The sequence below is a fragment of the Achromobacter sp. 46006 genome, assembly GCF_059761975.1.
The window spans coordinates 1-13,879 of sequence record NZ_JCBANN010000093.1 but is presented as its reverse complement, the minus strand read 5'-3'; the positions used below and the strand labels follow the sequence as shown (position 1 = coordinate 13,879).

The following is a 13,879-nucleotide window of genomic DNA, read 5'->3' as shown; positions in this document are numbered from 1 at the left end:
GTCGCGGGCGCCACCAGCGGCTACACCCTGCATGGCGGCAAAGACAGTGTCGACGTGCGCGTCAACGCCAGCCGGCCGGTCTACGCCAAGATCGGCGCGGCCGTCGGCCTGAACCTGCGGTCCGATGCGCAGCATGCGCTGGCCGTGTCCGCCGGATTGTTCCGGCTGCAGAACCTGCGGCGCGGCGGCAGCATCGACATCGTGAACAACGGCAGTCCGGACGATGTGCTGCGCAACCCGATGGCCGACGACAGCCGCTATCTGGTGAACCTGTCGCTGAACGCCAGGCTGTCCGCCAACTGGCGCCTCTACAGCCAGGTGGAAAGCAGTTTCGCCGGCAAGCTCAAGCACGACTACAACGGCCAGATCGGGGTGCGTTATCAGTTCTGAGCGCACCCCTTTCTGAACGCGGCCCACCGCGCCCGGCCCCGCTTCGCCGATGGTCCGGGCGCGTTCCGCGACGACGCCCTCGCCGCTACAGCACTTCGTCGCGCAGGTAGTACCAGCGGTACAGCAGCGCCTGCCCCAGCCGGCGAAACGGCGCGAACAGGTGGCCGGGCAGCGGCGAGTCGTAGATCGGCAGGTTCCACGACAGGCCGTCCTGGCCCATCATGCGCTGCGCCAGGCGGCGGCCGGCGTGGGCCGAGAACGACACGCCGTTGCCGCCATAGCCGAAGGCGTAATACACCTGCCGCGCCGGGTCCGGCTGGGTGATGCGCGGCATCATGTCGTGGCTGACGTCGACCCAGCCCCACCAGGAATAGTCCACCTCGACGCCGCGCAACGCCGGGAACTTGCGCGCCAGCCCTTCGCGCAGCAGCGCCAGGTGGCGCGGATGCTGCGCGTCGGCGCCGCGCAGGGCGCTGCGGCTGCCGATCTGCATGCGGCCGTCCGGCAGCAGCCGGTAATAGAAGCGCAGCGTGCGCGTGTCGGTGATGAATACCGTGCTCTTGAGGCCGGCGCGGGCGCGTTCGTCCGGCGTCAGCACCCGGGTCACCATGGAATTGGACAGGATCGGCATGATGCGGTTGTCGAGCAGGCCGTTCACCCCTTGCGCCGTGTAGCCGCCGGTGGCGAAGGCCACCCGCCTGGCGCGCACCGTGCCGCCCGGCGTATGCAGCCGGTAGCGGCCGCCCTCCTCGCTCCATCCCAACACCGGACTGCCGGGATGGACGCGCGCGCCTAGGGCGCGGGCCTGGCGCATGTAGCCATAGGCCAGTTTCAACGGATGCACGCCGATGCCGTCCGGCTCGTGCAAGGCCCCGACGGCCTCGTGGTCGTCGACATAGCGCTCGCGCAGTTCCGCCTTGGTCAGCATGCGCGTGTCGTAGCCGAACTGCTCGCGCATGACCCGCGCCTCGTTGCGCAGGAAGGCCAGCTTCTTCTCGCGGTGCGCCGTGTACAGATGGCCGCCGGGCTGCGCGTCGCAATCGATCTGCGCCACCAGGCTCTTCCAGTAATCGAAGCCCTCGTGGATCTCGGCGTCCAGCCGGCGGGCGGTGTCCAGCCCCCAGCGTTCGATCCATTGCGAGCGGTACAGCCGCCCCGAGGCGTTCTGCCCCTGCCCGCCGTTGCGGCTGGTGCAGCCCCACACGGCGCGGTTGGCCTCCAGCACCACCGCGCCCACGCCGTAGTCGCGCGCCAGCGCCAGCGCCGCCGACAGGCCGGTGAAGCCCGAACCGACGATGACCACGTCGGCCTCGATGTCGCCCTGGATCGGCCCGTCGTCCGCAGGCGGCGGTCCGGCCGTGGCGACCCAGTAGGTGGGCGCGTATTCCTGCCCGCGTCCGGGCGGCGACACCAGCGGGTCGTAGGTCGGGTTGTAGGCGCTGGCAGCCGGGCTGGCGGTCGGCGCGCCGGCGGGATCGACGAACGTACCGGCGGTATTCGACAGATCGGAAGACATAGCGGCATCCATGGGGCGGTGTCCGGTGGCGGCGTCGGCTCAGGCGCGGGCCGGCAGCGCCGGGCGTTGCTTGCGGAAGGCGTTCTTGACGCGGATCTTGCCGTCCTGGAAGGTGAACACATCGACCATGTCGGCTTCGACGCGCGAGCCGTCCGCGGCGGTGCCGGTGAAGGTGCTTTCCGATACGCCGCGCTCGCCCGCCACCCAATGACGTCCGTTGTTCCATTGCGCATCGGGAAAGTTCTTCCAGGCCGCCTCGAAGGCCGCGCGCACCGCCTCGCGGCCGCTGTGCCGGGCGCCCCAGCGCTCGGGGCCGCCCACCGTTTCGAAGACGCAGTCCTCGCTCATGAAGGACATCAGGGCGTCGATATCGTGGCGGTTCCACGCGGCCGCGAACTCGGCCAGCATGTCCACGGTGACGGTCTTTTGCATTGCCTACCCTCCTCGATGGCCGGGCACGACATGCGCCCAGGCTCCAGACCCAAGGTACGCGGCGGGGGCCGGCAGGGTCTAGAACCAGACGCGGAAAATCGCTTGCACCAGAACCGCGTCAGGCCGCCGCCAGCGCCAGCCGCGCCGCCACCTCATCGCCCCGCGTCAGTCCCCGCATGCCGATGAACACCAGCGACGGCGACTGCGCCTGCGCCGGACGCAGCGCCCGCGTATCGAAGCGCACCCGGCGCCCCGCCAGTTGCACCAGCACCCAGCCGTGGCGTTCGGTGCGCACCCAGCCCTTGGCGCGCAAGCAATGGCGCGGCAACTGCCGCAATACGTCGGCCAGGCGGTCGGCATGCAGCAGCGCCGGCGCCGGCCAGAGCCAGCTCTCGAACGGGTGGCTCGGATCGTCGTCCGGGGCCCCGAGCACGGACCGCGTACCATCGGCCTGCGCCCCATGACCGTGCGTCGGGTCGCCGCAGCCCCCCTCACCCATTGCTTGGCCGCACACCGCCGCGGCGCCCAGCGCCCCCAGGTCCACCCGCGCCTCCCGCGTCGGCACAATAGGCGCCCCACCCGACTGTTCCCCCAGCCAGTCGCGCAACGCCGGCAGGTCGTCCGCCGGCAGCAGGTCGGTCTTGTTCAACACCAGCAGATCGGCCGCGCGCAGTTGACGCTGCGCGGTATCGGCCAGCAGCGGATCGTCGAGCGTGGCGCGGATGCCACCCGCATCCACCAGCACCACCACCGCCTCCAGTTGCAGCAGCGGATCCGCCAGCCCCACCTGCGCGATGCGACCGGGGTCGGACACGCCGCTGGCCTCGATCACGATCCATTCGGGCGCGGGGTCCAATGCCAGCACCCGCGCCAGCGCGTCGTCCAGGCCGCCGGCCATCGAGCAGCAGACGCAGCCGTTGGCCAGCCGGATCACCGTGTCGGCGCGCGACGCCAGCAGGCCGGCGTCGATATCCACCGGCCCGAAGTCGTTGACCAGCACCGCGGCGCGGCGGCCGCCGGCCGCCAGCACGTGGTTCAGCAAGGTGGTCTTGCCGGCGCCCAGGAAGCCGCCCACCACCGTCAGCGGAATGCGCGCCATGTCAGGCCGCCCCGGGCGCCAACGGCCGGCCGCCGATGACCGTGCCCAGCACCTCGATGTCCTTGAGCCGTGGCGGCGGCACGTCCAGCGGATCGTCGCGCAGCACGCAGAAATCGGCGTGCTTGCCGACCTCGATCGAGCCGACCAGATGATCCATGTGCAACGTGTAGGCCGCGCCCAGCGTGATGGCATGCAACGCCGCCTCGACGCTGATGCGCTCGGACTCGCCCAGCACCCGGCCCGAGGCGGTCTGGCGGTTGACGGCGCACCAGGCCGTGAACAGCGGCCCCAGCGGCGTGATCGGCGCATCCGAATGGATCGCGAACGGCACCCCTGCCCGCGCGGCCGAGGCGCAGGCGTCCATGCGGTTGGCGCGGTCCGGCCCCATGGTCAGGGCATGGTGGGCGTCGCCCCAATAGAAAATGTGGTTGGCGAACAGGTTCACGCACAGGCCCAGGCTGGCCATGCGGCGGAACTGGGCCGCGTCGGCCATCTGGCAATGCTGCAACGTGTGGCGGTGGTCGCGCCGCGGGCTGCGGCGCAAGGCGCGGTCGATGGCGTCGATGGCCAGTTCGGTGGCCTCGTCGCCATTGGTGTGAATGTGCAACTGCGCGCCTGCGTCGTGATAGGCCTGCACCAGGGCGTCCAGCTCGCCCGGCGCGATGACCCAGATGCCGTTGGGCGCGCCGTTGTAGTAGCCCGGCCAGCGCAGGCGCGCGGTGAAGCCCTGGATGGACCCGTCCACCACCAGCTTGACCATGCCCAGGCGCAGCTTGCCATGGTTGAGGCGCACGGCCTCGCGCAGCTTCGCCAGGCAGGCGGCCGGGTCGCCGGCGTAGGCCAGCGCGGATGCCGCCGGCACGATGCGCACCGGATAGTCGGGCTCGGCCGTGACCCGCGCCAGCGTCGCCAGCCCTTCGTCGCCCAGTTCGTTGACGAGATCGGTGGCGGTGGTGACGCCGGCCCACTGCGCCACCTTGCCGAACATGCGCAAGCCGCTTTCCGACAGGCCCACGGTGCGGAACGGATTGCCGATCAGCCGCATCACCGGGAACATGGCGGCGAATTCGCACAGCTCGCCACTGGGCTGGCCGTCGGCGAAGCGGCTGATGCCCTCGATATCCGTATCGCGGTCGATGCCGGCGCGGGCCAGCATCGGCGTGTTCACATTCATGAGGTGCATGCTGGCATGCATCACCACCACCGGCCGCTCGGCCGACACGGCATCCAGGTCGCGCACGCTCATGCGCTGGCCGCCGAAGAAGATCGGGTCGAAGCCCCAGCCGATCAGCGTCTGCTCCGGCGCCAGGCCGGCGGCGAATTCACGCAGGCGCGCCGCCACCGCCTCGAAGCTTTTCAGGCCCGGCCACACGCGGCCGTCCGGGCCGCGGCGGTCGTAGTAGCCGACATAGGCGAACTGCCACATACCGCCTTCCGGCAGGTGGCAATGCCCTTCCACCAGCCCCGGCATCAGGACGTGGTCGGCATAGCGTTCGTCCAGTTCGGCGGGCCCCCAGCCAGCCAGGTCTTCGCGGCTGCCCACGCCCAGGATGCGGCCATCGCGCACCGCCACGTGCGTGGCGCGCGGTTGGGCCGGATTCATCGTCAGGATGGCGCGCGCCGCGTAGATCGTGGTGCGGGCGCAAGACTCGGTGTCATGCATGCTGCGTGCTCCAGGTTGAAGGATCCGCCAGCGCTTGCGGATCGGGCTTGTTCCAGGCCTTGCCCGGCACCGCGTCGATCAGGCGGCGCGTGTATTCATGGCGGGGGTGATAGAAAATCGTCGCGGCGCGGTCCAGCTCCACCAGTTGTCCCTGCCGCATCACGGCGATGCGGTCGCAGATCTGGGCCGCGACCCGCAGGTCATGGGTGATGAACAGCACCGACAGGTCGAACTGGCCGCTGACCGTCTTGAGCAGGTCCAGCACCTGCGCCTGGATCGACACATCCAGCGCGGAGACCGCCTCGTCCGCCACCAGCAGCCGCGGCTTGAGCGCCAGGGCGCGGGCGATGCCGACGCGCTGGCGTTGTCCGCCCGAGAACTGGTGCGGATAACGCTCGCCGGCATCGCCGCCCAGCCCCACCAGCGCCAGCAGTTCGCGCGCCTCGCGCAAAGCGGTCTGGCGGTCTGCGCCGAACGCGATCGGGCCCTGCGCCACCGCATCGACGACCCGCTGGCGCGGGTTGAGCGAGGCGTACGGGTCCTGGAACACCATCTGGATCTGGCGCCGGTAGGGACGGAATTGGCGCGGCGTCATGCCCACCAGCTCGCGTCCGTCCAACTGCACGCTGCCGCTGTCGGGCGCCAGCAGTCCGATCAGGGCACAACCCAGGGTCGACTTGCCGGAGCCGGATTCGCCCACCAGCCCCAGGGTCTCGCCCTGGCGTATCTCCAGCGAGATATCGCGCAGCGCGTCGACCCGCCGCCCGCCGCTGGCGAAGGTCTTGCACAGATTGGCCACGCGCATCAGGGGAGGTGTGGCGGCGGCCTCGTCCTTGCCCTCGGGCTTGTGCGGCACCGCGGCGATCAACTGACGGGTATAGGGATGCCGCGGCCGGTTCAGGATGTCTTCGGCCGCGCCCGCCTCCACCACCGCGCCCTGGCGCATCACCACGATGCGGTGGGCGATATCGGCCACCACGCCAAAATCGTGGGTGATGAAAATGACGCCGATGCCCATGCGGCGCTGGATATCCTTGATAAGGGCCAGGATCTGCGCCTGGGTGGTGACATCCAACGCGGTGGTCGGCTCGTCGGCGATCAGCACGTCGGGCTCCAGCGCCAGCGCCATCGCGATCACCACGCGCTGGCGCTGGCCGCCGGACAACTGGAACGGAAACGCGTCGTACATGGCCTGCGGCTCGGGCAGCGACACCTGGCCGAACAGGTCCAGCACCCGCTGCCTGCGCGCGGCGGCATTCAGGCGCGTATGCCAGGCCAGCACTTCCTCCACTTGCCGACCCACGCGCATGACGGGATTGAGCGCCGTCATCGGTTCCTGGAACACCATGCCGAACTTGCGGCCGCGCAGGCCCTGCCAGTCCGCCGCCGACAGGCCGACCAGGTCGCGCCCGCCATACAGGATCTGGCCGTGGGTCACGCGCAACTGGTCGGGCGGCAGCAGGCCCATGATGGCGTGCGCGGTGACCGACTTGCCGGACCCCGATTCGCCCACCACGCACAGGATCTCATTGCGGTTGACGGTGTAGGACACGCCCCGCACCACTGTCGGGCCGCCGTGGACGATGGACACGCCGAGATCGCGGACTTCAAGCAGTGCGCTCATCAGGCCCTCCGTTTGCTGGCCAGCTTGGGGTTGAGGGCATCGTTCAGGCCATCGCCGATCAGGCTGACCGCCAGCACCGTCAGGAAAATCGCCGCGCCCGGCAGGGTCACGGCCCACCACGCCGTCAGGATGTAGGGCCGGTTGCTGCCGATCATCAGGCCCCAGCTCATCACATTGGGATCGCCCAGCCCGAGAAAGGACAATCCGGCCTCGAACAGAATGGCGGTGCCGATGGCCAGCGTGGCCGACACGATCAGCGGCGCCAGCGCATTGGGCAGGATCACGCGCCAGATGATGCGCGCGTTGCTGGAGCCGATCACCCTCTCGGCCAGCACGTATTCGCGCCGCTTCAGGCTCAGGAACTCGCCGCGCGCCAGGCGCGCGGTGCCGGTCCAGCTGACCACGCCGATGGCCACCGCGATGGTGGTCAGCGATGGGCTGAACAAGGTCACCAGCACCATGGCGAACAGCAGCGCCGGCAGCACCTGGAAAAACTCGGTGATGCGCATCAGCGTCTCGTCGACCCAGCCGCCGTAGTAGCCGGCCAGCGCGCCCACGGTGATGCCGATGGCCATCGACAGCACCGCCGCGACCACTCCGACCAGCAGGGTGGCGCGGCCGCCATAGACCAGGCCGGTCAGCACGTCACGGCCGAGATAGTCGGAGCCGAGCAGCAGATCGCCGCCCGGCGGCTCCATGGGCGCGCTGGCGATCTCGTACGGATCGGCCTGCATCGCCATGGGCCCGAACAGCACCAGCGCCAGGATGGCGGCCAGCAGCAGCACGCCGGCCAGCGCGCCGGGATTGCGCGCGAACACGCGCAGCGCTTCGTACGCCGGCCGCGCCGGCCGCGCGCGGGCCGCCTCGGCGACACCGCTGGAAAGCGAGGGAGGAGCTTGGCTCATGAGATCTTTATCCTGGGATCGATCAGGCGGTAGGCCAGGTCGGTAAGCTGATTCATCACCACCACCAGCAGGGACGCGAACAGCAGGATGCCCAGCAACGTCGGATAGTCGCGCCGCAGCACGGAATCGAACGCCAGCCGCCCCAGGCCGGGCCAGTTGAAGACCGTTTCCACCAGGATGGCGCCGGCCAGCACGTTGCCGAATTGCAGGCCCAGCATGGTCACCACCGGCAACACGCCGTTGCGCAGCGCGTGCCGGTACAGCACGGTGCGCTCGGGCAGGCCCTTGGCGCGGGCGGTGCGGATGTAGTCGGCCGCCAGCGCATCCATCACGCTGGCCCGCGCCAGCCGGCTGTATTGCGCCAGGTACACGAAGGCCAGCGTGAAGGCCGGCAGCACCAGGTGGTGCAGCACGTCCAGCGCGCCGGCCCAGCCGTCCTCGGGGCCGCCCGCCGAACGCATGTCCGACACCGGGAACCACGGCAGCAGCGACGCGAACAGAATGATCAGGATGATGCCTGTCCAGAACACCGGCGCGGAATAGCCCACGATCGACATCAGCGTGATGCCCTGCGACAGCGGCCCGTTGGGCTTGCGCGCGGCCAGCGTGCCCAATGCGGTGCCGACCACGAAGGCGCTGGATACCGACGTCACCACCAGCAGCAGCGTGGCCGGCACCCGCTCCCAGATCAGTTGCGCCACTGGCAGGTTGAAGAAGTACGAATAGCCCAGGTCGCCGCGCAGCACCTGCCACAGGTACAGCCCGAGCTGCGTCAGGAACGGCCGGTCCAGTCCGTACTGGGCGCGCAACTGCGCCCGCAATTCCTCGCTGATGCCGCCCATGGAGCCGGCGATGGTTTCGACCGGATCGCCCGGCGAAATGTGGATCAGCAGGAAGTTAAGCGTCACCACCGCCAGCAGCAGCACCACCGCATAGCCGATCCGACGCGCGAGATAGCGCAACATGGCCGCCTCCCGCTACTGCAGCCAGGTGTCGTCCAGCGGCGACAACAGGCCCCAGATACCGTCGGGCAGCCCGTGCACCTTCCTGGACGCCAGCGTGTGGTACGGAATGATCGTCAGGAAATCGATGGGCAGATCCTCGGTCACGATCTGCTGGAACTGGGCATACAGCGCGCGGCGCCTGGCCTCGTCGATTTCGGTGCCGGCCTGTTCCAGCAGCTCGTCGACCTTGGCGTTGCGGTACGACTGGGTGTTGGTCCAGATGATGTCGCGGATATTGCTCGACAGGTAGGTGCGGTGCACGCCGATCACCGGATCGCCCCAGTTGAAGACGATGTCGGTGGTCATGTCGAAATCATGGCTGGCGATGCGCTTGGCCCAGGTGGGAAAGTCCGGCGAGGCGCGCACCTGCACCGCGATGCCCACCTTCTTCAACTGGCTGCGCAGGTACTCGGCCACGTTCTTGCCCTGCACGTCGCTGCCCGGCATGTAGTCCACCGTGAGCGTCAGGCGCTCGCCCTTGCCGTCTTTCTTGAAACCAGCCTCGTCCAGCAACTGTTCGGACTTCTTCAGGTCCAGCGGGTACTTCTTCAGGTCCTGGGTGGCGTAGGGGCTGGAGGCCACGATCGGTCCGTCCGCCGGCTTGGCGAAGCCGGCGTTCAGCGCCTTGGTGATGAATTTCTTGTCGATGGCGTAGGCGATCGCCTGGCGCACGCGCACGTCGTCCAGCGGCTTGCGGGCGGTGTTGAACGCCAGCCAGCCGAGCGCGCCGATGCCTTCGTAGCCGCGATCGGTCATGACGATCTGCGGGTTGTCCTTGGCGCGGCGCAGGATGGTCGGTTCGGTCATGTAGGGCAGCACGCCGATGTCGCCGCGCTCCAGTCCGATCAGCAGGTTGGTGGCGTCGGGGTTGATCTTCACCACCACCCGGTCCAGGTAGGGCTTGCCTTTCTCGAAGAACTTGTCGAAGCGCGCCAGCACGATCTCCTGGCCCGGCTTGAATTCCTTGAGCGTGAACGGGCCCGAGCCGACCACATCGGCCGAATTGCGCGGATGGTTCTTCAGGTCCTGGCCATCGCCGTAGATGTGTTTGGGCAGCACCGGCATCAAGGCTGGCGACAGCGCCAGCAGGATGGCCGGGTGCGGCTTGCTCATGCGCAGTACCGCGGTGTAGGGATCGGGCGTGTCGACGCTTTCGACGGGCGCCAGCATGCTCTGGAACGGATGATTCTGCTTGACCGCCATCACCGAGAACGCCACGTCCTCGGATGTCACCGGCTGGCCGTCGTGGAACAGCGCATCGTGGCGCAGGTGCAGGGTCAGGGATTTGGCGTCCGGCGCCAGTTCCCAGGACTCCGCCAGATAAGGGTGCGGCTTCCAGTCGGCGTCGTAGCGCAGCGGGCTGGCGAACAACTGGGCGCTGGGCAGCCCCGTGGCGATGCCCGATTGCACCGCGCCATTCAGGTGGCGCGGCACCTGCGTCGAACCGATCACCAGCGTGCCGCCCGGTTTGGGGGTTTCGGCGGCCTGGGCCGCCGGCGTGCCGGCCGCCATGGCCCAGGCTGTCAGTATTGCGGCAAAGCCGCGGCTTGCGCTGCGCATCATCCACCCCTTGGCGTTGTTGGTATGCGCCATTCACATGATGGCGTAGCGCTAGCCTAGTCAACCCGCCGGCGGGTGCTTAGTACCAGACCGCCGGACTTGTTGGTGCCAGGCGAGCGCGGTTCAGCGCGGACCGACCGCCAGCGCCCGTGCATACAGCGCCGCCACCGCGCAACTGTCGACGCGCGCCTGCACCGCATCCGAACGGCTGGTCAGCAGCACCGGCACGCGCGTGCCCAGCACCAGGCCGGCGGTAGCCGCGCCGGCCAGCCAGGTCAGCTCCTTGTAGAGCATGTTGCCGGCCTCGATGTCGGGCACCAGCAGGATGTCGGCGTCGCCCGCCACGGGCGAGACGATGCCCTTCTGCTCGGCCGCCTGGCGCGAGATGGCGTTGTCGAACGCCAGCGGGCCGTCGATCTGGCCGCCGCGGATCTGCTGGCGGTCGGCCATCTTCGACAGGGCCGCCGCATCGAGCGTGGCCGGCATGGCCGGGTTGACCGATTCCGTGGCGCACAGCACCGCCACCTTGGGCCGCGCCACGCCCAGCGCGCGCGCCAGGTCGATGGCGTTCTGCGCGATGTCGGCCTTCTCCTGCAAGGTCGGGGCGATGTTGACGGCGGCGTCGGTCAGGATGAGCAGCTTGGGATAGGCCGCGGCCGCCATTACGAAGGCGTGGCTGATGCGCCGGCCGGTGCGCAGCCCGGATTCGCGCGCCACCACCGCCGACATGAAATGGTCGGTGTGCAGGCTGCCCTTCATCAGCATGCCGACGGCGCCGTCGCGCGCCAGGCCGGCGGCGGCGCGCGCGGCCAGCACCTCGTCGTCGGGCGTGTCGACGATCTCCAGCGAGCCGGCGCGCAGGCCCAGCTCGGCCATCAAGGCCGCCAGCCGGGCCGCCGGCCCGACCAGCAGCGGCTCGATGTAGCCGGCCTCGCGCGCCTGCACCGCCGCCCCCAGGCTGAACGCGCACAGCGGATAGGCCACCGCCGTGCGCACCCGCCCGGCCGACAGCGCCGCGGCCCGCAGCGGCTCGAACAAGCGGTCGCTGGCCATGGCGTCAGCCGCGCACCGGGTCGATCGGCAGCGGCACCTCGCCCGGCTGGAACGGCTGGTTGACGTAGCGCTTGTACTTGTCCAGCAGGCGCAGCGGCTGCTTGAGCGCATCGCGGCGGAACGGATCGCCCAGCTCCTGGCTCACCATCATTTCCAGCACGGTGGTCTTGCCCTCGGACTGCGCCTTGCACGCGGCCTGCAGCGCCGCGCCGACCTGGTCCGCATGCTCGACCCGGATGCCCTCGGCGCCCATGGCCCGCGCCAGTTCCGCGAAGTTGGGGTTCTGCAGGTTGCTGCCGACGAAACGGCGGCCGTAGAAGTCCACCTGGTTCTTCTTTTCCGCGCCCCACTGGCCGTTGTGGAACACCACCGCCGTCACCGGAATGCGCTCGCGCACGCAGGTCAGCAGTTCCTGGAAGCTCATGCACCAGGCGCCGTCGCCGACGTAGGCCACCGCCGGCCGGTCCGGGCGCCCAAGCTTGGCGCCGATGAGCGCGGGCAGCGCGTAGCCGCAATTGCCGAAGCTCATGGCCGCCAGCATCGAATCCGGCTCTTCGAAGCGCAGGTAGCTGTTGGACACCGAGCAGATGTTGCCGATGTCGGTGGACACCATCACGTGCCTGGGCATGGCGCGCTCCAGCTCGCGCAGCATGCGGCGCGGATGCATGCGGCCGCCGCCGTGCTCGATGATGTCCAGGCTCCAGTCGTCGCGCTCGTGCGACCAGCCGTCCAGTTCCTTTTCCCAGGCGCTTTTCTGCGCCGCGATCTCTTGGCCGCGCGCCGCCTTGGTGGCCACGCAGGCGACCTCGCGATCGCGCAATTTCGCGGCCAGCGCCGCCGCCGCCGGCTTGGCGTCGCCGCAGATGCCCACCGACACCGGCCGCACCAGGCCCAGCATGCGGTGGTCGGCGTCGACCTGGATGATGCGCGCATTCTGCGGCCAGTAGTCCAGCCCGTGCTGCGGCAAGGTGCCGAAGGGCCCCAGGCGCGTGCCCAGCGCCAGCACCACGTCGGCCTGCGACAGCAGCTTCATGCCGGCCTTGGAGCCCTGGTAGCCCAGCGGCCCGCACCACAGCGGATGGCTGGCCGGGAAGGCGTCGTTGTGCAGGTAGCTGGTGACCACCGGCGCGCCCAGCAGTTCGGCCAGCGCCACGCATTCGGCCTGGCCGGCCGAGAACAGCACGCCGCCGCCGGCGACGATCACCGGGAATCTGGCGCTGGCCAGGAGGCGCGCGGCCGCTTCCAGGTCCTCTTCGGAACCCGGGCCGCGGCGGATGCGGCGCGGTTCCGGAATCGCCACGTCGATCTCGCCATAGAAATAGTCGCGCGGGATGTTCAGCTGGGTCGGGCCGCGCTCGGCCAGCGCGTTGTCGAAGGCCTTGGCGGTGAATTCGGCCATGCGGTCGGGGCGGTTGACGTGCGCCTGGTACTTGGTGATGCGCGAGAAGATCGGCAACTGCTCGGTTTCCTGGAAGCCGCCCAGGCCCATGCCGGAAGTGCCGGTCTCGGGCGTGATCGCCACCACCGGGCTGTGGGCCCAGTAGGCCGCGGCCACGCCGGTGACGAAGTTGGTGATGCCGGGCCCGTTCTGCGCGATGCAGACGCCGTGGCGGCCAGTGACGCGCGAATAGCCGTCGGCCATGTGGGCGGCGCCCTGTTCGTGCACCGTTGGCACGAAACGGATGCCGGCGGCCGGGAACAGGTCCAGCGCGTCCATGAAGGCCGAGCCGACGATGCCGAAAACGTCCTTGACGCCCTGCGCCACCAGCGTCTCGACGAACGCTTCGCTGGGGGTCATGTGTTGCTTGCTGCTCATGGTCTCTCTCCTGGCGGACCGGCGCGGCTTGGATTGCATATTGGCCGGGGTGAACCGATACTGCAGCAGAACTCCCGCATTTCCCACCCTGCAGCGTTCCATTTTCTGCAGAATCCGCACCAATCTGGCGGCCTTTCGCCAAATCTTCAAATATTGAAAGATGAAAGACGAATCCTCCGCGGCGCTGCGCGCGCTGACCCTGCTGGAACAGGTCGCCGGTTCCGAGACACCGGTATCGCTGGCGGCGCTGACCGAGGCCACCGGCCTGCCCAAACCGTCGGTGCTGCGCATCCTGTCGCGGCTGGTGGACGCCGGCATGCTGCTGCGCGAACCGGCCGGCAAGAGCTACATCACCGGCCCGCGCCTGGCGTTATTGGCGCGCGACACCCTGCTCAATTCGCCGCTGCGGGCCGAGCGCCACCGCATCCTCGACAGCCTGGTCGACGAGATCGGCGAAACCTGCAACTGCACCATGCTGGACGGCGACGAGGTCATCTACCTGGACCGGGTCGAGACCGCGTGGCCGCTGCGCGTCAACCTGCAGCCCGGCTCGCGCGTGCCGCTGCATTGCAGCGCCAGCGGCAAGCTGTTCCTGGCGCACATGCGGCGCGAGGCCCGCGCGCGGCTGCTGGCAGCGGCGCCGCTGCCGCGCTACACGCCCAACACGCTATGCGACACGGCGGCGCTGGAGCGCGAACTGCAAGCGATCCGCAAGGAAGGCGCCAGTTTCGACCGCGAGGAATTCCTGCTGGGCATTGTCTGCATGGCGGTGCCGATCATGCGCGGGCGCCGCGCCATCGCCGCGGTGGCGCTGCAC

General features: G+C 69.3%; 12 protein-coding genes. 2 read left to right on the top strand and 10 right to left on the bottom strand.

All coding sequences use genetic code 11. The features are described from left to right. The coding region (locus AC6LKG_RS25325; RefSeq protein WP_498169512.1) for an autotransporter outer membrane beta-barrel domain-containing protein at window positions 1-390 on the top strand (390 nt) is incomplete at its 5' end. 85 nt (window positions 391-475) lie between these two features. On the opposite strand, the gene AC6LKG_RS25320 is transcribed toward AC6LKG_RS25325, so the two are convergent. From AC6LKG_RS25320 to xsc, 10 genes are all read right to left on the bottom strand, one after another. Then, the gene (locus tag AC6LKG_RS25320) at window positions 476-1,906 is read right to left on the bottom strand and encodes an NAD(P)/FAD-dependent oxidoreductase (RefSeq protein WP_498169510.1); all 1,431 of its coding nucleotides are present in this window, start codon (window positions 1,904-1,906) and stop codon (window positions 476-478) included. 39 nt (window positions 1,907-1,945) lie between these two features. Next, entirely contained in the window at window positions 1,946-2,338 is a 393-nt protein-coding gene (locus AC6LKG_RS25315) for a nuclear transport factor 2 family protein (protein WP_024069017.1), read from the bottom strand. Between the two features lie 118 nt (window positions 2,339-2,456). Next, window positions 2,457-3,437 (bottom strand): CobW family GTP-binding protein, encoded by a 981-nt coding sequence (locus tag AC6LKG_RS25310; RefSeq protein WP_498169507.1) that lies wholly within the window; start codon window positions 3,435-3,437, stop codon window positions 2,457-2,459. A gap of 1 nt (window position 3,438) precedes the next feature. Further along, window positions 3,439-5,100: an amidohydrolase gene (locus AC6LKG_RS25305; protein ID WP_498169504.1), complete on the bottom strand. Its 1,662-nt coding sequence runs from the start codon at window positions 5,098-5,100 to the stop codon at window positions 3,439-3,441. Next, a complete protein-coding gene (locus tag AC6LKG_RS25300) occupies window positions 5,093-6,724 on the bottom strand; it encodes an ABC transporter ATP-binding protein (protein WP_498169501.1) in 1,632 nt (543 codons plus the stop codon). The genes AC6LKG_RS25305 and AC6LKG_RS25300 overlap by 8 nt, the downstream gene beginning before the upstream one ends. Further along, window positions 6,724-7,629 (bottom strand): ABC transporter permease, encoded by a 906-nt coding sequence (locus tag AC6LKG_RS25295; RefSeq protein ID WP_498169499.1) that lies wholly within the window; start codon window positions 7,627-7,629, stop codon window positions 6,724-6,726. The genes AC6LKG_RS25300 and AC6LKG_RS25295 overlap by 1 nt, the downstream gene beginning before the upstream one ends. After that, a complete protein-coding gene (locus tag AC6LKG_RS25290) occupies window positions 7,626-8,594 on the bottom strand; it encodes an ABC transporter permease (RefSeq protein ID WP_498169498.1) in 969 nt (322 codons plus the stop codon). Before AC6LKG_RS25290 ends, AC6LKG_RS25295 begins: the two co-directional genes overlap by 4 nt. A gap of 12 nt (window positions 8,595-8,606) precedes the next feature. Beyond that, complete coding sequence (locus tag AC6LKG_RS25285) at window positions 8,607-10,226, bottom strand: ABC transporter substrate-binding protein (RefSeq protein ID WP_498169496.1); 1,620 nt, start codon at window positions 10,224-10,226, stop codon at window positions 8,607-8,609. 90 nt (window positions 10,227-10,316) lie between these two features. Continuing rightward, window positions 10,317-11,246 carry a bifunctional enoyl-CoA hydratase/phosphate acetyltransferase gene (locus AC6LKG_RS25280; RefSeq protein WP_498169494.1) on the bottom strand — a complete coding sequence of 310 codons (930 nt, stop codon included), beginning with the start codon at window positions 11,244-11,246 and terminating at the stop codon, window positions 10,317-10,319. 4 nt (window positions 11,247-11,250) lie between these two features. Continuing rightward, on the bottom strand, window positions 11,251-13,062 hold the full coding sequence (gene xsc / locus AC6LKG_RS25275) for a sulfoacetaldehyde acetyltransferase (RefSeq protein WP_498169492.1): 1,812 nt from the start codon (window positions 13,060-13,062) through the stop codon (window positions 11,251-11,253). A gap of 160 nt (window positions 13,063-13,222) precedes the next feature. Between xsc and AC6LKG_RS25270 the strand changes: the two genes are divergently transcribed. Beyond that, window positions 13,223-13,879: IclR family transcriptional regulator (locus AC6LKG_RS25270; RefSeq protein ID WP_498169489.1), on the top strand; the 657-nt coding region annotated here is incomplete at its 3' end.